The sequence below is a fragment of the Canibacter zhuwentaonis genome, assembly GCF_018531145.1.
Lineage (GTDB): Bacteria > Actinomycetota > Actinomycetes > Actinomycetales > Microbacteriaceae > Canibacter > Canibacter zhuwentaonis.
Genome location: NZ_JAHDSZ010000001.1, coordinates 33,415 through 53,976, shown reverse-complemented (window position 1 = coordinate 53,976; position 20,562 = coordinate 33,415). Strand labels below are relative to the sequence as shown.

At 53.5% G+C, this 20,562-nt stretch carries 14 protein-coding genes and 1 tRNA gene; 4 read left to right on the top strand and 11 right to left on the bottom strand.

Features of this window, described 5'->3' with window-relative positions; genetic code table 11:
* Nucleotides 1–4: 4 nt before the first annotated feature.
* The gene (gene epsC, locus KJY78_RS00235; protein WP_214336289.1) at nt 5–571 is read left to right on the top strand and encodes a serine O-acetyltransferase EpsC; all 567 of its coding nucleotides are present in this window, start codon (nt 5–7) and stop codon (nt 569–571) included.
* Between the two features lie 173 nt (nt 572–744).
* Here epsC and KJY78_RS00230 read toward each other — a convergent pair whose 3' ends face one another.
* The 7 genes from KJY78_RS00230 to argS all read right to left on the bottom strand — a co-directional run bounded on the left by KJY78_RS00230 (nt 745) and on the right by argS (nt 10,558).
* The gene (locus tag KJY78_RS00230; protein ID WP_214336287.1) at nt 745–2,163 is read right to left on the bottom strand and encodes an MFS transporter; all 1,419 of its coding nucleotides are present in this window, start codon (nt 2,161–2,163) and stop codon (nt 745–747) included.
* Between the two features lie 53 nt (nt 2,164–2,216).
* The gene (gene prfA / locus KJY78_RS00225; protein ID WP_214336285.1) at nt 2,217–3,296 is read right to left on the bottom strand and encodes a peptide chain release factor 1; all 1,080 of its coding nucleotides are present in this window, start codon (nt 3,294–3,296) and stop codon (nt 2,217–2,219) included.
* 13 nt (nt 3,297–3,309) lie between these two features.
* Nucleotides 3,310–5,163, bottom strand: a complete 1,854-nt coding sequence (locus KJY78_RS06755) for a hypothetical protein (RefSeq protein WP_214336283.1) — start codon at nt 5,161–5,163, stop codon at nt 3,310–3,312.
* A gap of 108 nt (nt 5,164–5,271) precedes the next feature.
* Nucleotides 5,272–6,321, bottom strand: a complete 1,050-nt coding sequence (gene thrB, locus KJY78_RS00215; RefSeq protein WP_214336282.1) for a homoserine kinase — start codon at nt 6,319–6,321, stop codon at nt 5,272–5,274.
* Entirely contained in the window at nt 6,321–7,763 is a 1,443-nt protein-coding gene (locus KJY78_RS00210) for a homoserine dehydrogenase (protein WP_214336281.1), read from the bottom strand. The genes thrB and KJY78_RS00210 overlap by 1 nt, the downstream gene beginning before the upstream one ends.
* A gap of 229 nt (nt 7,764–7,992) precedes the next feature.
* The gene (locus tag KJY78_RS00205) at nt 7,993–8,892 is read right to left on the bottom strand and encodes an LmeA family phospholipid-binding protein (protein WP_214336279.1); all 900 of its coding nucleotides are present in this window, start codon (nt 8,890–8,892) and stop codon (nt 7,993–7,995) included.
* A 1-nt stretch (nt 8,893) separates the two neighbouring features.
* A complete protein-coding gene (gene argS, locus KJY78_RS00200) occupies nt 8,894–10,558 on the bottom strand; it encodes an arginine--tRNA ligase (protein WP_214336277.1) in 1,665 nt (554 codons plus the stop codon).
* Between the two features lie 632 nt (nt 10,559–11,190).
* Here argS and KJY78_RS00195 point away from each other — a divergent pair.
* The 3 genes from KJY78_RS00195 to KJY78_RS00185 are packed head-to-tail and all read left to right on the top strand — an operon-like array spanning nt 11,191 to nt 17,145.
* The gene (locus tag KJY78_RS00195; protein ID WP_214336274.1) at nt 11,191–13,962 is read left to right on the top strand and encodes a DNA methyltransferase; all 2,772 of its coding nucleotides are present in this window, start codon (nt 11,191–11,193) and stop codon (nt 13,960–13,962) included.
* Nucleotides 13,946–15,946, top strand: a complete 2,001-nt coding sequence (locus KJY78_RS00190; RefSeq protein ID WP_214336271.1) for a DEAD/DEAH box helicase — start codon at nt 13,946–13,948, stop codon at nt 15,944–15,946. The genes KJY78_RS00195 and KJY78_RS00190 overlap by 17 nt, the downstream gene beginning before the upstream one ends.
* The gene (locus KJY78_RS00185; RefSeq protein WP_214336268.1) at nt 15,943–17,145 is read left to right on the top strand and encodes a GIY-YIG nuclease family protein; all 1,203 of its coding nucleotides are present in this window, start codon (nt 15,943–15,945) and stop codon (nt 17,143–17,145) included. Before KJY78_RS00190 ends, KJY78_RS00185 begins: the two co-directional genes overlap by 4 nt.
* 42 nt (nt 17,146–17,187) lie before the next feature.
* Here KJY78_RS00185 and KJY78_RS00180 read toward each other — a convergent pair.
* The 4 genes from KJY78_RS00180 to KJY78_RS00165 all read right to left on the bottom strand — a co-directional run bounded on the left by KJY78_RS00180 (nt 17,188) and on the right by KJY78_RS00165 (nt 20,507).
* Nucleotides 17,188–17,263: transfer RNA gene (locus KJY78_RS00180), tRNA-Arg, on the bottom strand.
* Nucleotides 17,264–17,381: 118 nt separating this feature from the next.
* Nucleotides 17,382–18,095, bottom strand: a complete 714-nt coding sequence (trmB, locus tag KJY78_RS00175; RefSeq protein ID WP_431732311.1) for a tRNA (guanosine(46)-N7)-methyltransferase TrmB — start codon at nt 18,093–18,095, stop codon at nt 17,382–17,384.
* Entirely contained in the window at nt 18,088–19,416 is a 1,329-nt protein-coding gene (locus KJY78_RS00170) for a M50 family metallopeptidase (protein ID WP_214336265.1), read from the bottom strand. Before KJY78_RS00170 ends, trmB begins: the two co-directional genes overlap by 8 nt.
* 83 nt (nt 19,417–19,499) lie before the next feature.
* Nucleotides 19,500–20,507 (bottom strand): FKBP-type peptidyl-prolyl cis-trans isomerase, encoded by a 1,008-nt coding sequence (locus KJY78_RS00165; RefSeq protein WP_214336263.1) that lies wholly within the window; start codon nt 20,505–20,507, stop codon nt 19,500–19,502.
* Between the last annotated feature and the right edge of the window lie 55 nt (nt 20,508–20,562).

The window sequence follows — 20,562 nt, the reverse complement described above, 5'->3', positions numbered from 1 at the left end:
GAGTATGCTCAAAAATATCCTCGAGGATATTGAAGCCGTCCGTGCGCAAGATGCAGCTGCGCGCGGACGGTTTAGCACCTTTTTAGCGTATTCCGGGCTGCACGCCGTGTGGGCGCACCGCGTATCCCATCGACTCTGGCTGTGTGGCGCAAAAAGCCTCGCCCGCTTAGGCTCGCAACTCGCAAGGTTCGCAACGGGCATTGAAATTCACCCGGGCGCGCAAATTGGCAAGCGCCTGTTCATAGATCACGGCATGGGCGTTGTAATCGGCGAAACCAGTATAATTGGCGACGACGTGGTTATTTTTCACGGTGTCACCCTCGGCGGGCGCGGGCACGAGAAACGAGGACGTAGGCATCCGCGGATCGGCAACCGGGTTATTATCGGCGCGGGCGCAAAAGTGCTGGGCAATATCAGCATCGGCGACGACTGTGCAATAGGCGCGAACGCGGTTGTTGTGCAGAGCGCGCCAGCGCACACGACCCTGGTTGGGATCCCCGCAAAACAGCGGCCGCGCAAAAACGCGCCAAACCAAGAAACCCCCGCAGAGTACGGGTTTTACGAGATCTAAGCGCTAGCTATCGCGCTTGCAGGGTACGCGACTAACAGATTTATCGTTAGCTGTCGCCTCCGCAGAAAGTATATTCCAATTATGCCGCCGTAAGTGCGCAGCTTTACAGCTAATTATCACCCTATACAGGGCACGCTTTCACTGTAAAACTATCGAGAAGCGCAGCTTTGCCGCTAATTATCCCCCTGCAGGGCGCGCATCCGCTTTACAAGCTGCCGCTTTGCTCTAGGGTATTCCCACAAAACCATCACGACGCTAAACAGCAGCACAGCAACATACCAGCTCATCGCAACGTTAAACGCGCCCTGCGTATAGGTATCAGGCGAGCCAGCACCCTGCAAATCAAGCAGCAGCCCGATGCCAAGAATCATTAGCAGCGCGCCAACAAAAGCGCCCGTGTTGGTAAGTCCGGTTGCAATGCCGATCTGCTTCGGGTCGATGTGGGTGCGCGCAATATCGAAGCCGAACATCGCCATCGGCCCACCCCACCCAACAAAGCACGCGAGTATTATCAGCATCCACATCGGAGCCGGACCGCCCTGCCAGAGCAGCACAACCGACCAGACAAAAGCGAACACAATAATATAACCGAGCGCAATAATAATGCGTCTGCGCATAAATCGCACCTGCAAATATCCAACACAGATACCACCGATAACAGAAGAAATGAGAGTTGCGCCCAGCACGAGCGCTGCCTCAGATGCTGTGCGACCCTGTCCGCCCGTCACAAAAGCACTTCCCCACAGCAGCAGAAAACAGTGCATACCAGAGGCTGAGCCAAAGTGAATCCAGAAGCCCAGGCGGATCCCGGGGCGGCTAAGCAAAAATTTAATCGCGCGAAAAACACCCATGCCGTCCGCTCCAAGCACCGGAACCGCCTCCGTGGGAGGGGCAATTTTACCGATCGGCGAATCCCACACCTGGGCGCCCTGCGTGACCGCGGTTACAACCGACATTGGAATAGTGCGTTTCCGGCGAAAAATCTTGCCTGTAATGCTTGTGTGCATAGTAGAATCGCGCAGCCATATTAGACAGAACGCGAGCACCAGCAGGGTCACAACGGCCAGTGCTGTGAAACCCACGCTCCAGCCGTATCCGCTCACAACCGCCGCTAGCGGCACAATAGAGATAAACTGCCCCGATTGCGCCGATAGCGCGCTGATCTGCGAAATAATCGGCACTATTTTAGGCGGGAACCAGTCTGCGACGATCCGCAGCATACTAACAAAAATACTGGCATCGCCAACACCGACTAGCATTCGCGCGGCAAAACCGAGCACAACCGAGTCCGCATGCGCCATTAGCAACTGCCCCATGCTCATTATAAACAGCCCCGAGCAAATCATTTTGGTGGCGCCGTAGCGATCAACCATCACCCCAACAGGAACTTGCATACAGGTGTAAACAGCAATTTGCGCGACCAGGAAGACGGAGAGCAGAGTTGCTTCAACCCCAAAATGGTGCTGCGCGGTGGAGCCTAGAACGGAGAAAGAAGAACGGTTGGCTATTGCGATAATGTAGGCGAGAATTGCCAAAATCCAGATTCCCAGCGCAGCGAAGTTGATTTTTCCCTGCGCAGACCGCTGCTTCACACTTCCTCCTTAGTAAACAAAATCGCCCGCGCGATTTTGACTCCCGCTACTCACTATTCTTCCTGCCCCAACTCTGCCAGCCGAGATTCTTCGTCCGCCTGAATGCAACTGTCAATAACAGCGTCAAGCGCGCCGTTCATAACCTGATCCAAATTATACGCCTTAAAACCGGTGCGGTGATCGGCGATTCTATTTTCTGGGAAATTATACGTGCGAATCCGCTCGGAGCGATCCATTGTGCGGATCTGGCTCTTGCGATGCGCGCTGGCCTCTGCCTCAGCTTCTTCCTGCTGCAAAGCCAACAGCCGCGCCCGCAGCACGCGCATGGCTGCCTCGCGGTTTTGGATCTGGCTTTTCTCGTTCTGCATCGACACCACAATTCCCGTTGGCAGGTGCGTTATGCGCACCGCCGAGTCTGTTGTGTTCACAGACTGCCCGCCGGGACCGCTGGAGCGGAAAACGTCTATTTTAAGATCGTTTTGGTTAATATCGATTTCTTCTGGCTCGTCAACCTCTGGAAACACGAGCACACCTGTTGTTGAGGTATGGATGCGCCCCTGCGATTCTGTCACCGGAACGCGCTGCACACGGTGCACACCGCCCTCGTATTTAAGGTACGCCCAGACTCCCTGCGCGGGGTCAGACGCGTTTGCTTTAACAGCGACCTGCACGTTTTTGTATCCGCCCAGATCACTTTCGTCGCTTTCTAAGAGCTCTGTTTTCCAACCTTTAGACTCGGCGTAGTGCAGGTACATACGCAGCAGATCGGCGGCGAAGAGAGCGCTTTCAGCACCACCTTCGCCTCCTTTAATTTCGATGATAACATCACGCGCGTCGTCAGGATCGCGCGGAATCAAAAGCCTGCGTACCTTTTCAGCAGCTTCTGCCAGCTCGGTTTCAAGCCGCGGCACTTCCGCAGCGAAAGATTCATCTTCTTTAGCAAGTTCAGCGGCGGCAGCAAGATCATCCTGCGTTGCGCGCCAGCTGTCGTATGCTGCTTTGATTTTGCTCAGCTCTGCATACCGGCGATTAACTTTTTTAGCCAGTGCCGCATTGGCGTGCAGCTCGGGATTGGCAAGCTGCTCTTGCAAGTCAGCGTGCTCCTGCAGCAACACCTCTACCTGTGTAAACATTTTATATGCGCGCTTACTTTGTTGCGGCGGTTATGTTTGTGATCGCAGCATCAACAGAGGCGGCGCTATCAAGCGCCGCCGTTATTTGCAGCGCAACCGATTCCACGCCGTTTTGAGCCGCGGCAAATCGCAGTTTTTTAGCGGTCGCACGCGCGGTTGCTGTTTGTAACTGAGCATCGTATTTAACAAAGGTTTGCAGCGCATCAACGGCCGGGTAAATACCGCTCTGCGCGGCAGCAGAGCTAATGCTAAAACGCCAGTTAGCGATTTTGCTCAGCTCGTCGCTGAGTGCGCGGCTGTCTACGTAAACAGCGAGAGATCCGCCGTTTTCAACGTTTTTTGCCTCGGCAAACAGTTTCTGCAGCGCGCGACGCGACTGCAGCTCGCTGTAGCGGTAGTCAACGCCCTTCGGAGCACCCGGGTGCAGATACGGCACCGACTCAATCTCGCTGAAGCCGTCGATCAACATAACCACGTCGTGCCCGTTTTCAACGAGCCGCTTGGCGCGCTCCAGCGCCAGCTCGAGCGCGGTTACACTGTCTTGTAGTTTTTGATCCGCCCGCGCCGCAATCACCTCGCCGTTAACACTGCGCTGGTGCTCTGTGACCTCTTCTGGGCGCGCGTTGAGCATTACAAACATAATGTGCGCGTCGGGGGTCGCTGCGGCGTAGCCTTCGGCGATCGTGTCGAGCACTGTGGTGACTCCGCCGCCTGTGACCAGGTCGCTGGCGACAATTCCGCGCTGCCCAAACGCGAGCGGCACAAAAATATCTATTGCGCGGGCTGTGGCGGTGTTTACCGCGTTGGCAATGCGGATTGGCTCAGCCGGTGGCACCGCAACAAGATCCGCATAATCGGCGCGGGTTGCGGTCAGCTCCGGAGCAACACCGTTAATCGAGTCTATTTTCACAAGCGCATTGCCGCGCTGTCTGCTCGGGTTTTCGCCCTCTTTAGGCTGTTTGATCGCACCCACAATAGCGTCTCCGCTGCGCAAATTGTAGCGTTTAACCTGACTGTGCGCGACGTAAACGTCTGCGTTACCGGCCAAATAACCGCTGGTGCGCACAAAAGAATAATTGTCAAGCAGGTCTAGAATGCCGGCTATTGGTAGTAACACCTCGTCTATGACCAGCTCTTCTGCATCGTCACCGCTGCGGCGTTTGCCGTTGCGCTCGCGCTGGCGGGTGCGGAAAGACGCGCTCTTTTTTGCTGCGCGCTCAATTCGCTCTGCTGTTTTGCTGTCTATTTCTGCCAGTTCTGCTGCGGCAGCTACTGTCGCGGCAACCGCCGCATCCTGCTCTGTTGTCGCCGCTGGTGTCTCGGTCGTAACTGGCAGCGGATTTTTACGCGGCCGACCGCGCCGCCGTGGCGCAAGGGCTGCCTCTCCCGTGCTCGCAACCGCAGTGGTTTGTGAGCTTGCCTGTGTTGCAGGAGCTTTTCCGGCAGCAACCTGGGTTGCGGCAAGAGCCTGCTCAAGATCAGCCTTTATGGCTTCGGCTTTTGCAGCGTCAATTGTTGAAGCGTCACTAGCTGGTGTTTCAGCCGCAGCTGGCGGCGGATTTTTACGCGGCCGACCGCGCCGCCGTGGCGCAGGAGCAGCCTCGCCAGTGCTCGCAGTTGTTGCGGCTGCTGCAGTGACTGTTGCGGCAACGCTGGTTGTTGCTGTTGTGTCGCCTGTTGCGCTGCTTTCCGCGCTGGTGGTCGACTGCGCGGTTTTTACTGCGCTATCGGTTGTTTCGCTGGTTACCGGCAGCGGATTTTTACGCGGTCGCCCACGTCGTCGCGGCGCAGGAGATGTTGCAACCTCGCCCGCTTTGTCTTGACTATTTACGAGCCGCTCTGAAGTCTTTTCTAAACTATCTACCACTGATTATTTCCTTTCTGTGGCGGTGCTGTTGCGCTATATCGCACACCCACTAAACTGCACGAACGTGCCGCACGGGCTTAAGAAAAAACCGCGCGCAAATACATTTAATTAGTGTATCTCTTCTATTCTAGCACCATCGGTATTTACAGTAAGCTCTTTTAATTCCCAGTTAGGCTCTTGCGCACGCACAATCTCACGTAAAGTGGGGGCTGCGGTCGAGACCAGGGTGGCGTCAGATGCACTACTCAGACTAGCGGATGCTCCGCCAGAGGTAGCGGAAACCGCACAAGCTGCGGCCACAGCCGCGTCAGAAGTAATACCAGACGCAACACCCGGTGTCACGGCAGCGATTGCAGCGGTGTTTTGCAGCACGAGAATTGACGGGCCCGCACCGGAAATAACCGCGGCAAAACCTTTTTCACGCAGTTTAAGCATTAAATCGTAACTGCGCTGCATCGCTTTTGCGCGATACGGCTGGTGCAGCTGATCCGCTGTTGCATCGAAAATTAAATCGGGGTCGCGCGTCAGAGAGGCAATCAGCAGAGCCGCGCGCGACAGGTTAAAAACTGCCTCCGCGTACGGCACAGACTCGGGCTGCAGCGCGCGTGCCGCACTTGTTGCAACCTCGTAATCGGGCACAATAAGCGTGGGCGCAAGCTGCTGCAGCACGTCTAAGCGCGCGGTGCGGGCTGCGTGCTGGTGCTGCCAGGAAATAGTTAATCCGCCGTATATTGCGGGAGCGACGTTGTCGGGGTGCCCCTCAATATTGCTTGCCAGCTGGAACAGCTCGTCTTTAGTGAGGGTTATCGAATCGCGCGAGAGTAGCTTTGCCGCGAGCATAACTCCGCCGACGATTGCCGCCGCTGAGGATCCCATGCCGCGCCCGTGCGGAATGTTGTTTTGCGCCTCAATTTCAAGCCCCGGCATTTTTTTACCAACGCTTGCGTAAACGTGCGCAATGGAGCGCGCGATCAGATTGGAACCGTCAGTTGGCAGCGTTGCGGCTCCCTGACCGGTTATTTTCACCCTGATTTCAGCGGACTCAACAACGGTAACCGTGTAGGTGTCGCCGTACTCTAGCGCAAGCCCTAGCGCGTCAAAACCCGGACCGAGGTTGGCGCTCGTCGCGGGAACCCATACTTTAACCTGCGCGGTCACTAGCTCACAACCCTCAGGATACTGAGCTTGCCAGTAACCTGATCTAAACTGACGAGCGCATCCGCCGCCCGTATAAATGTTGCCTCGCTGATTTGCTCGGTCACAAGCACCAGCTCACCCGCTGCACTCTCGCCTAGCGCGCTTGCAGCTGCTGCGCTCGCACCTGCTGCGTTCTCGCCAACCGCGCCCGCACCCGCAATTACCGAACCAGTCGCGCTCTCGCCTGTCAAGCTCCCGCTAACCGCGCCCGCCACGGCGACTGCACTATCACCCGCTGCACTCTCGCGCGCGGCGAGAGCACGCACCGCAACCTCAAAACGCACGAGCACCTCTGTGATTTGCGCACGCGCCTGCGCAACATCTCGCACTGGCAGGCGCACCTGGTAGGCGTTCACCGTATCGGCGATACTCAGCTCGGGCAGCTGCCGGTGAGTCTGCACCGCATATCCTACGCCGCCCGCGCTGCGCTGCCTGGCAACGGTTACAATATCGCCCAGCACCGCAGATGCGGTTTCGATGCCGCCCGCGCCAGCGCCCACAAACACCAACTCGCCTGCGCACTCCGCATCAACATAGACCGCGTTTGTGCCACCACCGATTTTTGCGAGCGGATGATCCGCGCTAAGCAGCGCCGGGTAAACTCTCACGGCAACAGCGGATTCGCCGCCCGCCGTGCTCACCCGCTCTGCGATTGCGAGCAGCTTAATAACCTGCCGGTTTGCTTTTGCCACCGCCACATCCGTCGCCGTGACCGTGGTAATACCCTCGCGGTAGACGGCATCCTCTGAAATTTTCGTGTGGAATGCGAGCCGCGCCAGAATTGCGGCTTTTTGCGCGGCATCGTACCCTTCAACATCGAGCGTCGGGTCGGCTTCTAAATAGCCCAGATCGCTCGCCTCTTGCACAGCTTCTGCCGTGGTTTTATTGGCGATGTGCATTTGGTCGAGAATATAGTTGGTTGAGCCGTTCACAATTCCCATTACGCGCTTGATGTTGTCACCCGCGAGGCTCTGCGAAATTACACGCACAATCGGAATTGCGCCACACACCGCCGCTTCGTAAAACAGCTGCGCGCCGTTGGTTGCGGCGACCTGCTCCAGCTCGTCGCCGTGTTTGGCAAGCAGTGCTTTGTTAGCGGTTACAACGTCTTTGCCCTGCTGCAGGGCGCTTAAAATCAGCCCGCGCGCAGACTCGATACCGCCAATTAGCTCGACGATTAGATCTGCTTTATTAATCAGCACTGTTGCGTCGTCTGTAAAAAGACTTTTGGGCAAGTCTACATCGCGCAACGCATCCGGGTTGCGCACTGCAATTCCGATAAGCTCGAGAGCAACCCCGCTGCGGGCTGCAAACTCGCTCTTTTCAGCTAGCAGACGCGCAGCAAGCTGCGCGCCAACAGAACCAGCACCCAGCAAAGCAACGTTTATTTTTTTAATACTCATATCCCCATTTTCGTTAAAGTGTTGGGGCGCAACGCCCGCAATATATCGACAATTAAACCGTTACAAAAGAAACGCTGGGCGGATGTGCCGGGCTGGCGCGCTGCCCAAGCACGCGATGCGGGCGTCCCCAACGAGCGTCACCCTCGAACGTACGCCGCGAACCTGCCAACCGGGCGCAACACTCAAACTCGCAGCGCGGGCGCAATTTCTGGGCGCGCGCCCTAAAGAACTAGCAACTGCCCGGTTTTTGCAACTCATCACGCATTAAAATTTCAGGATCAACATCAAAAACAGCAGATATTTTACCGCGCTGCGACTGCACGCCCGTCAGCTTCACACCCGCGGGAAGCCTGTCTGCAACGCAGAACTCAACCGGCGAGGTGAGCAGTTTTGCGTATCCACCAACGTATCCGCCAACAACTTCGCCCACGCTCTGCGGGCTCACCGTGATACCCGCAACGCTAACCGTGAGCGGGGTTATCAGCAGCTTACTGTTTTGCGCATCGACTTTAACTGACACTTTGGCCGGCACGCTCTGCCCGAAAGCCTCCAGGTTTTTCTGCAGCACGATCGCGTCGTTGTGCACTTCAGCGCCGTCGATGTACTCCGGAGCCACCGTTTGCAAAACCTTTTGGAACTGCGCGTTAGACATACTCACAACCGCGGTCGCGCCCTCGAGCGGGGCGCTCTGCGGGTTGAGCGCAACCTTGCGCACTTTCACAATCGCCGAGCCGGTAACTCCCGGGGCAGCGTTGTAGTCTTTAAGATCAACCGTGACGTTTTGCAGGTGACCGCTGATTAGCTGCGGCAGCAGCACCCCGCGCGTTTCAACGGTGAGCGGATGATCCGCCGCAAGCCCTAGCTCCCGCCGGAGTGCGCTCTCTGCAATTTTGGGCACGAACGCGCGCGCGAGCATTTCCGCCACAACAACGAGCACCAGCAAGAGCACAACAACCGCGCCGATAATCGCAGATTTTCTGCCCTTGAACAGGGATTTTTTAGGTTTTAACGCGCGCTCGCCAGACTCGGTTGCAGCTGCACCGCCTGCGGCGGTTGCGCCCGCAACGGGCGCAACCGCCGAACTATCGCTGCTGTGCGAGGCTGCGGGCGTTTTTAGCATGTCTGCCATATTACATCCGCTCCGGAGCGCTAACGCCGATTAGATTTAACCCGTTGCGAATCACCTGCGAGGTTGCGTCGTTAAGGCAAAGGCGCGTTGCGTGCAGCGCGCTTGGCGCTTCATCACCCTGCGGCAGCACCCGGCAATTGTCGTACCAGCGATGGTAAGCCGCGGTTAGCTCTTCAAGATAGCGCGCCACTCGGTGCGGCTCGTAAAGCTGCGCAGCGGCAGCAACAACCAGCGGATACTCCTGCAGTTTGCCGAGCAGATTAGACTCGGTTTCGTGGGTTAACAGCTCGGGCGTAAAATCTGCGCGGGTTAACCCGACGGTTGCTGCGTTGCGCGCCACCGACTGCGTGCGCGCGTGCGCGTACTGCACGTAAAAAACGGGGTTGTCGTTGGTGCGACTGCGTAGTTTTTCGCCGTCGAGCGAAAGCGGTGAATCTGCCGGATAACGTGCCAGCCAGTAGCGCAGCGCATCGCACCCCAGCCACTCTAGCAGGTCATTTAGCTCGACAATATTACCGGCGCGCTTTGAGAGCCTGGCCCCGTTAAGATTCACAAGCTGCCCGATGAGCGCAATAATGTTTTTCTCCGGGTCTTCTCCGGCAGCCCCCGAGATCGCTTTTAGCCGCCCCACATAGCCGTGATGGTCAGCTCCCAGCAGATAGATTTTAATGTCACTGCCACGATCTGTTTTGGAGAGGTAGTATGCCGCATCCGCCGCAAAATAGGTGTAAATCCCGTTGCTGCGCTGATAGACGCGGTCTTTATCGTCACCAAAATCGGTTGTGCGCACCCAGACAGCGCCGTCGGCATCGTAGACGTGCCCCTGCTCACGCAGGCGTGACAGCGCCGTGGCGATCGCGTTCGGCTCACCGTTTTCGCTGCTGTGCATGGTGCGCTCAGAAAACCACACGTCAAAGTTGACATTAAAACGTTTTAGTGAGTCTTTGATCTCGCTCAGCTGCTGCTGGTAGGCGATCTCAGTGGCCTGCGCGAGCTGATCCGCTTCTGCGAGCTGCGCAAAATCTAGCACCGCGGTGTTAACCACCGCGCCTAGCTCGCCTATGTACTCGCCGGGGTAGCCGTCTTCAGGTGTCGGCAGCCTGAGCGCCGCCGCGCGCACAGACCTGCCAAACTTCCGCATCTGCTCGCCCGCATCGTTAATGTAGTACTCGCTAACAACCGCTGCCCCGGCGGCTCGCAGAACCCGTGCCAGGGAGTCACCCAGAGCCGCCCAGCGCGTGTGCCCCAGGTGCAAAGGTCCCGTCGGGTTAGCGGATACGAACTCCATGTTAATGCGCCGCCCGGCTAGAATCTCGCTCGTGCCGTAACTGTCGCCAGCTGCAAGCACCGCGCTCACAACCGCGCCCGCTGCGGCCGCGTCAAGTGTTATGTTGATAAACCCGGGACCCGCTATTTCTGCTTTTGCGATACCCTCGTTTTTGACCAGCTCTGCTGTGATTGCGCCGGCCAGCTCGCGCGGATTCGTGCCAAGCTTTTTAGCAAACTGCATCGCAATATTGGATGCCCAGTCGCCGTGTGCCCTGTTTTTAGGGCGCTCGGGGGTGAAATTAGCGTCAGCAAGGTTTAGCTCGCCAGAATCAGGGGTTGAGTCAACGATACTCTGCATTATTTCTTTGAGCAGAGAGGATATTTGTGCCGGGTTCATAATGAATCTATTCTATAGCAAAGCTCATTTGGAGCGGATCGGCGCACAGCGGCTAGAACGTTCGGCACACAATGCGCAGAGGTGCTTTGCCGACAGCGGGCATACCGGTATGCCCGCTGGGATTATCAAGGTGATTTTCGTTTGCATCTTTACTACTTCACTATAGACTAAACCTAATAATATATTTACAGCAGTTAGGACTGAACCAATGTTTACCCGCACTTACTATTCTGAAACAGACAACACTCCTGTTACAGCAACGCTGATAATAAGTGAGCTAGAGCAGGCAGATGACTACACTGAGTGCTCGTGCCGGCTTGTTGTTAAAGGTAAAAATTATCGACTACGACATGACGCTTAGGGGCATCGACGAAATTCAAGCATTTGAGAATGCTTGATGATTTTACACACGCTCGAAGAGACGGAAACTTCGCGCTGCCGGCGGAGTGATGTAATTCGAGAGCTCTCAGCTAGCGTTGTTCTAGTCTGGGTTGCGTTTGCGGTAGACTTTTTACAGCCCTCGCATAAGGTGCTACACGGTGGAATATTTCTTTGATTCTGCCGCGCATGGGCGTTGCGCGTCAAGTTTTTAATGAGCGACACGCATAAGGGTGATACTTGGAGGTTTCAGTATGGCACAGCTGAATTTAAAAGCGGTGGAAGAACGTATAAAACCGCTTAGTGATAAGGATTCCTACGACCGTGAGTTTATTTACGATCTCCTGCTCGCGTATGGTAAACCAAAAAGCAGTGTTACACGCCTACGCTCGGGCGCTATTAATGTTGCTCAGGATCCAGAATGTGAAGTAGCCCAAAAAAACATTGTTTATTTCCGTGAATTACAAAACTCTGCTACCAACACTTTGTTAGAAATGGAGCGGTTGCGCACCGCATCCCACGTAAAACGTTACACTCCGCGTTTTATTATTGTTACTGATTATACGGAGATGCTCGCCTGGGATACTAAAACCGACGAGAACCTAATTATCCCACTGCGAGATATCGCGAAACATTTCACGTTTTTTCTGCCCTGGGCGGGGATGGAAAAAGCACGGTATGTTGCAGAGGCTCACGCTGATATTAAAGCGGCTGAGCAAATGGGTAAACTGTTTGACGAGTTGCTACGCGCAAACCCGGGTATTCTTGATAATCCCGAGGATACTGAGCATCGCCACGGGCTTAATGTTTTTTTCACCCGGTTATTGTTTTGCTATTTTGCCGAGGATACCGGCGTTTTTGAAAACAACCAGTTTACTAACGCGGTGGGTTCACAAACTCTTGCAGACGGCTCTGACACGCAAAAGTTTTTAAGCGACCTGTTTAAGGCTCTGAACACTCAAAACCCCGACCAGAAACCCGCACATTTGCAACGGTTTCCTTACGTTAACGGGCGTTTGTTTGCAACAGATAAGACACTCACCGTTCCGGTTTTCACTGGGCAGGCTCGTAAAATGCTTATTGATCTTGGAAAGTTAATCTGGCAGGAGATTAACCCTGATATTTTCGGTTCAATGTTTCAAACTATCGTTACTCCGGGAAAGCGTTCTGATTTGGGGCAGCACTACACATCGGTTTCTAATATTTTAAAAACTATTGAACCTTTGTTTTTAGACGGGCTGCGCAAAGAGTTCAACGCGAGCTATAACAGCGCTAAAAAACTTGAAAAATTATTGGATCGGATTGCGTTGCTTAAAGTTTTCGATCCCGCTTGCGGATCTGGAAATTTTCTGGTTATTGCTTATAAGGAGTTACGCAAACTCGAGCATTCCATTCTTGAGCGTCTCACGGATTTAAGCCCGGTTTACGCGACCCTGTTTACTGATTCTAGAATTAGTATTGAAAACTTTTTTGGGATTGAGATTGATGATTTCGCTGCTGAAGTGGCGATCTTGTCATTGTGGATTGCTAAGCACCAAATGAATCGAGAGTTTAAAGAGAAATTCGGGGTTTCAATCCCGTTAATCCCTTTAAAAGAAGCCGGACATATTTGCACCGGTAACGCGGCACGAATTAACTGGCACGAGGTCTGCCCTAATAACGGCGTTGATGAAATCTACCTTATCGGTAACCCGCCTTATATTGGAAGCGCAATGCAATCGGCGGCACAAAAAACAGACTTTACCTCCGTTTTTAAAACCCGTCCTTACTCTAAAAAATTGGATTACATTGCCCTGTGGTTTATTAAAGGCGCTGATTATATTCGAGGAACACAGTCTCAACTGGCTTTTGTAAGCACTAATTCGGTAGCCCAGGGTGAGCACGTGGGTCTTATGTTTCCCATGATTTTCGAAATGGGGCTTGAAATCGGTTACGCTTACACCTCTTTTAAGTGGGCGAATAACGCGAAGTATAACGCGGGCGTTGTTGTAGTCGTAATTAGCTTACGCAATAAAGAAAACTCGGTGAAATATCTTTTCGTTGAGGGGGTGCGTCAAGAAGTTTCTAACATTAACCCGTACCTTACCAACGGTAAAAATCTTATTATTTCTTTTAGAAAAAGTCCTTTATCTTCAGAATTACCCACTATGGTAAAAGGCTCTCAACCAACCGATGGCGGTAATCTTTTGCTTAGCGCAAACGAATACCGAAACATTGTAGAGATAGAACCTCAAATTCAGCGTTTTATTAAGCGCATTGTTGGAAGCGAAGAGTTTATCAACGGCAAAGAGCGTTATTGTCTCTGGGTTAAGGACGAAGAAAAGTCTGACGCAGCAACTATTCCAGAATTGGCAGACCGTTTTAAGCGCGTTGCAACTTCACGTCTAAATAGTAAAAAAGCTTCAACTCAAGAACTTGCTGAACTTTCACACAGGTTTGCAGAACCTCGCTACAAGCATTCTAACGCAATTATTGTACCCCGTGTTTCATCGGAACGGCGGGAATATATTCCAATTGGCTTCCTTGGCCCTGATACGGTTATCTCCGACAGCGCTTTTGCGATTTACGATGCGGAGCCGTGGTTGTTTGCCGTGCTAACGTCACGGATGCACATGGCATGGATGGCGCGAACCTGTGGCAGGCTTGGAATCGGCTTTAGATACTCAAACACCATCGTCTACAATAATTTCCCGATTCCCCCTCTCAGCGAGCGTGTTAAACAGGAACTTACAGATTTGGCTTTTCGAGTGTTGGACGTGCGCGAATATCACTGCGAGCGCACACTGGCTGAGCTTTATGATCCCGATAAAATGCCCGTAGATTTAAAAAAGGCTCACACCGCTATTGATGTTGCGGTAGATCAAATTTACAGTCAAAAACCGTTTAAATCAGATGAAAAGCGGCTTAGCCTGTTGTTTAACCTGTATGAACAAACGATTGCGCAAGAACAAGCCCGGTTAAAAGCCGTGAAAACCGTGAAAAACCCCGTTATAGTGAAAAGACACAAACATGAACCCAAAACTTGAAGAGTTTAAGAATATTGTCGATGTGACATACGCTCAAAATGGCACTTCTGTAAACACTGACGCCTTAGGTATGCGTGAGATCCAGCGGCGTGTGTGGGAGCAGCGAAAGCACAAATACCTCCTGGTCAAAGCTCCGCCGGCTTCTGGTAAATCACGTGCCCTAATGTTTATAGGGCTCGACAAGCTCTACAACCAGAATCGTAAAAAAGTTATTGTTACGGTGCCCGAGCGTTCTATCGGCGCCTCCTTCGCGTCCACAAACCTCAAAAAGAGCGGGTTTTTCGCAGATTGGGAAGTACCAGATAAAAACAACCTGTGCACGCCCGGTTCTTCGCAATCCAAAGTTAACGCCTTTGTAAGCTTCCTAAACGGTCGCGATTCTATTTTAATTTGCACACACGCTACTCTGCGTTTTGCGTTCGAAAAATTAGCGCCCGAAGCATTCAACGGCATCGTGCTAGCAATTGATGAATTCCATCACGTTTCTGCTGATCTAGAAGCTAGCCGTTTAGGGGCTTTATTACACAACATTATGGTCGGCTCTGATGCTCACATCGTAGCCATGACCGGCTCGTATTTCAGGGGCGACTCCGTGCCGGTGCTCGCCCCCGCGGACGAAGCCAAATTCACTCCCGTAACCTTTAACTACTACGACCAGCTCAACGGATATCGCTATCTCAAAACGCTAGGCATCGGCCACCACTTCTACCGGGGACGCTACACCGAAGCCATCGGTGAAGTCTTGGACTTGGATAAGAAAACCATTATCCACATTCCCAGTGTGAACTCGGGCGAATCCACAAAAGATAAAATGGAAGAAGTCAATCGCATCCTCGACGTTATCGGCAACGTGGAACGCACCGACCCGGCAACAGGAATTATTGAAGTGCGCCGCCACGATAACGGGCGGATCCTACGGGTTGCTGACCTGGTCGATGATTCTAACCTGACTGCTCGCGCCCGAACACTTAGCTATTTGTCTACCGTTGCAGCAAAAGAACGTGGCGGTATCGACATAATTATTGCCTTGGGCATGGCAAAAGAGGGCTTCGACTGGCCCTATGCTGAACACGCGCTCACCGTAGGATACCGGGCATCCCTAACCGAAATCATCCAAATCATCGGACGGGTCACGCGCGACTGTGAAGATAAACCCCGCGCACAATTCACTAACCTGCTCGCTGAGCCTGACGCATCACAAGCCGAGACGACGGTGACGGTTAACAATATGCTCAAAGCCATCACCGCATCCCTGCTCATGGAACAGGTGCTCGCCCAAAACTTCGAGTTTAAAACCAAACACAACGGCGACGATGAAAACGAGCCCGGTACGCTGCGGATTCGAGGTTTCAAAGAGCCCTCAACCGACCGTGTTCGCCAAATCAAAACCTCTGATCTTAACGAGCTCAAAGCAAACATCCTGCAAGATGACACGTTTATACGCGCCGCTGCTGGTAACCTAGATGCGGAAGCAATCAATAAAATTCTCATCCCTAAAATCATTCGTAACCGCTACCCAGATTTAAGCGAGGCAGAGATTGAAGAAGTCCGTCAACATGTTGTGGTAGACTCGGTAATTAAGAACGGAGAAGTACGTGAAGTTGGCGATAAACGGTTTGTACGCATGGGAGAAAAATTTGTCAATATTGATGATATCCACATCAACCTCATTGACAGTGTAAACCCTTTCCAACGCGCCTTTGAAGTTCTCTCAAAATCAGTAACTCCTAATGTGCTGCGACTGATCGCAGACAGTATCGCCGCCACTCGAATTGAAATAACACCCGATGACGCGCTGGCTTTATACCCCAAAATTAAGCTCTGGGTAAAAACCCACGCTGGTAAACGACCGGATCGCCGTTCAGAAAACCCTACCGAACGACACTACGCAGAAGCGCTGCTCGTGCTGCAAAAGCTAAAGCGAGAGAAAAACCTGCAACAACAAGCTATCTCGAAACAAGAGGATCCTGAGGTTGAGCAATGAACGCAGAAAGCAGCAATAACCTCTACAAAATGCTCGATGAAATCATCGAAGCTGACACTGAAGGGCTACTAGACGAGGAGGAAAAGCCGCAGCCAATTACCGCAACGGCGCGTTTAGAACAAGCCTTTATAGAAATCTGCGAATTTTACCGCGACTATGGCAGAGGTCCAAGCTCTGAAACACGGGATGTGAGAGAACGAAAACTGGGAGCCCGGTTGGATGGATTTCGTTCAGATGATGCCAAAGCCGAAGCGGTGGCACACTTAGACGAATTCGATCTGCTATCCCCGACCGATGCTCCAACTGACATTAACGAAGCGATTGACTCGGACGATCTTGACTTATTAGACAGCGACGACCCAGGCATATTCGATCTTTCTTCCCTGCCAAAAGTTAAACGTAACCCTGACGATGTTGCCGTGCGCATGAAAGCTGAGGATTTTGAAAATTTCGAACACCTCTTCAAAAACAAGCACGCTGAACTAGCTGCCGGTGAGGCCGTCATCGTTCCCTTCAGAGGACTCTCTACCATCAAACCGAGTCGCTTTTTTATTCTCGGTGGAGTTATGCTCTTCGTTGCTGGAATCGGCGATGTTGAGTATAAACACGTAGGGGGTGAAAACCGCCGTAAACAACGTCTACGGGTTATCTTTGAAAACGGCACCGAATCCGACATGTACAAAACATCCCTGGCAATCCGCATGGGAGAAAAAAACGGACGAGCAATCATTCCGGCCAGCCACCTTATAGAAACACCTAAACTCGATGATAATGACGTGGCAACCGGTCACATTTACGTGCTTAAATCACTCAGTAAAGACCCAGAAATCAAAGGATTAAAAAACCTGTACAAAATCGGCTTCTCCGCCGGCACGGTTGCACAGCGTATCGCAAACGCGAAACACGACCCCACCTTTCTAATGGCACCCGTGGAAATTATCGCCGACTACACTGTCTGCAACATTCGCCCCGCAGCCCTCGAACGCCTTATTCACCGCGTATTCGCGGACGCGAGGCTCGACTTAACCCAGACCAATTATGATCGTTCGCAGCACAACCCTTCAGAATGGTTTACCGTGCCCCTGTCTGTTATTGACCAGGCAATCAAGATGATAAACAGCGGTGATATCACAGACTATATTTACGATAAAAACAGCCAGCAACTCATATGGACAGGAAACGAAACTGCCGCCCTCTAGATATGCGCACCGCAAAGAAAACTATTAAACGATTGTTTTGAATGGTGCCCCCGAGAGGAATCGAACCTCCGACCTACGGTACCGGAAACCGTCGCTCTATCCACTGAGCTACGGGGGCAAAGTAACCTCACTATTCTACCCTACCAGGGCGAAGCTTGTGCGAGCCGCGCTCAAGAGCACGCTCAGAATCACGAGCACACCGAGTATCCGCCAAGCGCACGCCAAGCATCCACCCACTAATCCCGCAGGATGTAGCACAGATCATAGATACTGCGCCCTTTTGCGATCCCCTTGCGTTCAAAAGCGGTGAGCGTGCGCCCCTCAAATCTAGACGCCCACTCCCCCTCAAAGTCACGCGCAAACGTATCCGCGCCATCCAGCACCTCGCGCATCTGCTCCGCATACTCCTGCCAGTCAGTCGCAAGCCGCACAACCCCGCCGGGCTTAAGCGCACCCTGCAAAACCGGCACAAACCCCTCATCCACCAGGCGGCGCTTGTTGTGTCGCGCCTTGTGCCACGGATCCGGGAAAAAAATCCACACCTCACTAACAGCGCCCTGTGGCAGCAGGTTAGTTAAAACCTCCGGCGCGTTAGCCTCAACCAGCCGCAGATTATCCACCCTTTGCGCATCCGCCATCAACATAGTGCGCGCAATTCCGGCGGTGTAAACCTCAACCCCGACAAAATCACTGCCCGGGTTGCGCTCTGCCGCATGCACCAGCTGCTGCCCCTGCCCAGACCCGATCTCAACGATCACAGGAGCCACCCGCCCAAACCACTCTGAAGGGGGTGTTTGTAAGCCCGGCGCAACGCTCGTTGCGCCCTCAGCGCGCGGGCAGTCAATCAGGTATTTTGGTGCGAGCTCTGTGAGCGCGCGCTGTTTCGCCTGGCTCATTCTGCCACCGCGACGCACAAAAGACAGCATTCTGTGAGGGGTTAAATCAGCCAAGCGACACCGGTTTTACAATATCCGCGTAAATAAGCAATAAACTCATAGCTCCCATAATTAAAACAACCGCGTAGGTTATCGGCATCCACTTTGCAATATCGACGGGCCCCGGATCCGCTTTGCCTAACATCCTGTAGATACCCCGCTTTGCGCCCTCATAAACCGCACCCGCAACGTGCCCGCCGTCAAGCGGCAGCAAAGGCACCAGGTTAAACACGAAAAGCGCAATATTGATGCTCGCTAACAGCCCCGTCAGAGCCGCCAGCTTATTAAGCACGGGAGTGTTCTCAAGCGCTGCTATTTCACCCGCCAAACGCCCCACTCCCACAACGCTAACGGGTCCGCTAGGGTCGCGCTCTGTCGCTCCAAAAGCCGCCTGCCACACGTCGTACATACGCTGTGGCAGGTTCACAATTGTGCGGGCAACCGCATCCGCCTGTGCAATCACGTGCTGCGGCACGGCACTCAGCGGCTCGCGCACGCGCTGATACGCGCTGCTAAAGCCCGCCACGCCCACCAGCTCGGTTTTATAAGCGCCGTCAGCCTCGCGCACCGGACGCAGGTTGCTGTCGTAAACGGGCCGCTCAGTTAGCGCGGGAGTTAGCCGGGTCTCAACCACTTTCCCCGCTCTGAGCACCTTGAGCGCAATCGCGGTGTCGGGATTTTCGCGGATCTCCCGCTGTATCTGCTGCCACTGCACAACCTCGGTGCCGTTTATTGCGAGCACCCTGTCGCCGGGCAGCACGCCAGCCGCCGCGGCGGGAGCTTGCGGATCACCCGGCGCACATGACGCATCAGCCGCGGTTACGGGCTTCAGGCACTGATACACCTCGCCAACCACCGTGCTCGGCTGCTGCACCCCGATTCCGCTCACCAGGATCGCGAAAAACAGACACCCCAGCATCAAATTAACCAGCGGACCGCCGAGCATAATAATTATTTTTTTGTACACCGGCAGGCTGTAAAAAGTGCGCCCCTTATCGGTCTCTGTTACTGTTTCGGCGCTGGCTTTGCGTGCTTCTTGCGCCAGGGAGTCAAAAAACCCGGTGCTTGACTCGCGCGGATTCGCACCTTTTTTGTGCGGGGGCAGCATCCCGATCATCGCAACATACCCGCCGAGCGGCAGGAGTTTGAAGCCGTACTCGGTTTCGCCGATCCGCTTTGACCAGATTCTGCTGCCAAACCCGATCATAAACTGCGTGACTTTAACCCCGAAGAGTTTAGCCGGCAGCAGGTGCCCAACTTCGTGCAACCCGACGGAGACGATCAGCCCCGCAGCGACCGTCAAAACCCCCAGCAGGTAAAGCAGGGCGTCAGGCATACGCACTCCTTAAAACAGTTGCTAACCCGTGTGGTGCAGCAGGGCGCGCTCTAATCGTTAGCTGTGAAGCACGCCCTGCGCGGTTATTTTTTAGCGGCGCTAACCCCTAGAATATCCACCACGAAAACCATCACGTCATCTTCTTTATGACCCTGTGATGTGAGCCATGCTGAGCCGTAACCCTCGCTCGGCGGAATCAGAGCAACAACGCGCGAACCAACTCTTTGCCCCACAAGAGCTTTAGAGAAACCAGGAATAACCTGGTTTGTTGTGAAGCTTGCGTGCTTGCCACGCTGCCAGCTCGAGTCAAAGACTTTACCGTCGCGCAGAATAACTCCGGTGTAGTGCAGGTAAACAGTGTCACCCTCTTGCACCTCTTGACCTTTGCCCTCAACCATATTGGCAATTTTCAACTCGCTTGGGTTTTCAAGGTTGTCAGGGTTTGAAACGGTTGGCTGGCCGTTTTCTGCAATATCAACTTTAGGGAATCCCTCTGGCAGATCTTTTTTAGCGCCCTCAGCCTGCTTTAACAGATCAGCTTCGCCAAGCTCCTGAGTTGCGCCCTTAGCGTCGGTAATCACAACAATCGGATCTTTTGCCTCGATACCTTCAAGACCAACGCGCTTAGGATCTTCCCAAATCTTCCCAACCGGCATCACAGCAACCGTGCGACCCTTGTCGGTGGCGCAGCCAACATACTGCAGCAACCAGCCGATGCCGATGTTTTCTTTCAACAGTGCCGCGCCTTTAAGCGGCTCTGAAGTAATTTTAGCGCCGGTTTTACCGTTAAAAATGGTTAGCTGCATATCGTATTTCACGTTTTCAGCCGAAACCACAGAACTGCCGTCGCCTTTTTCAACGACTTTAGCTTGAATATCTTGCACCTCGGGCAAATCTTTCACGTTTTCAACGCTCACTTCACCGCCGTGCTCACCGCTAACATTGATGTTTTTAACAACGTCTCCAGGCTTTGCCTCACAGGAAATTTCGTCACCCTTGGGCGCGTCAGCTTTATCGCCCTGCGGTGAACAGCCCGTTAGACCGAGCCCCAAAACAGCAACGGCCGCAGAAATACTGATTATTTTTTTCATAGATTCCTAAAGTTTACAGATACACTAACTCGGTCAATAATATCTAATATAGCTG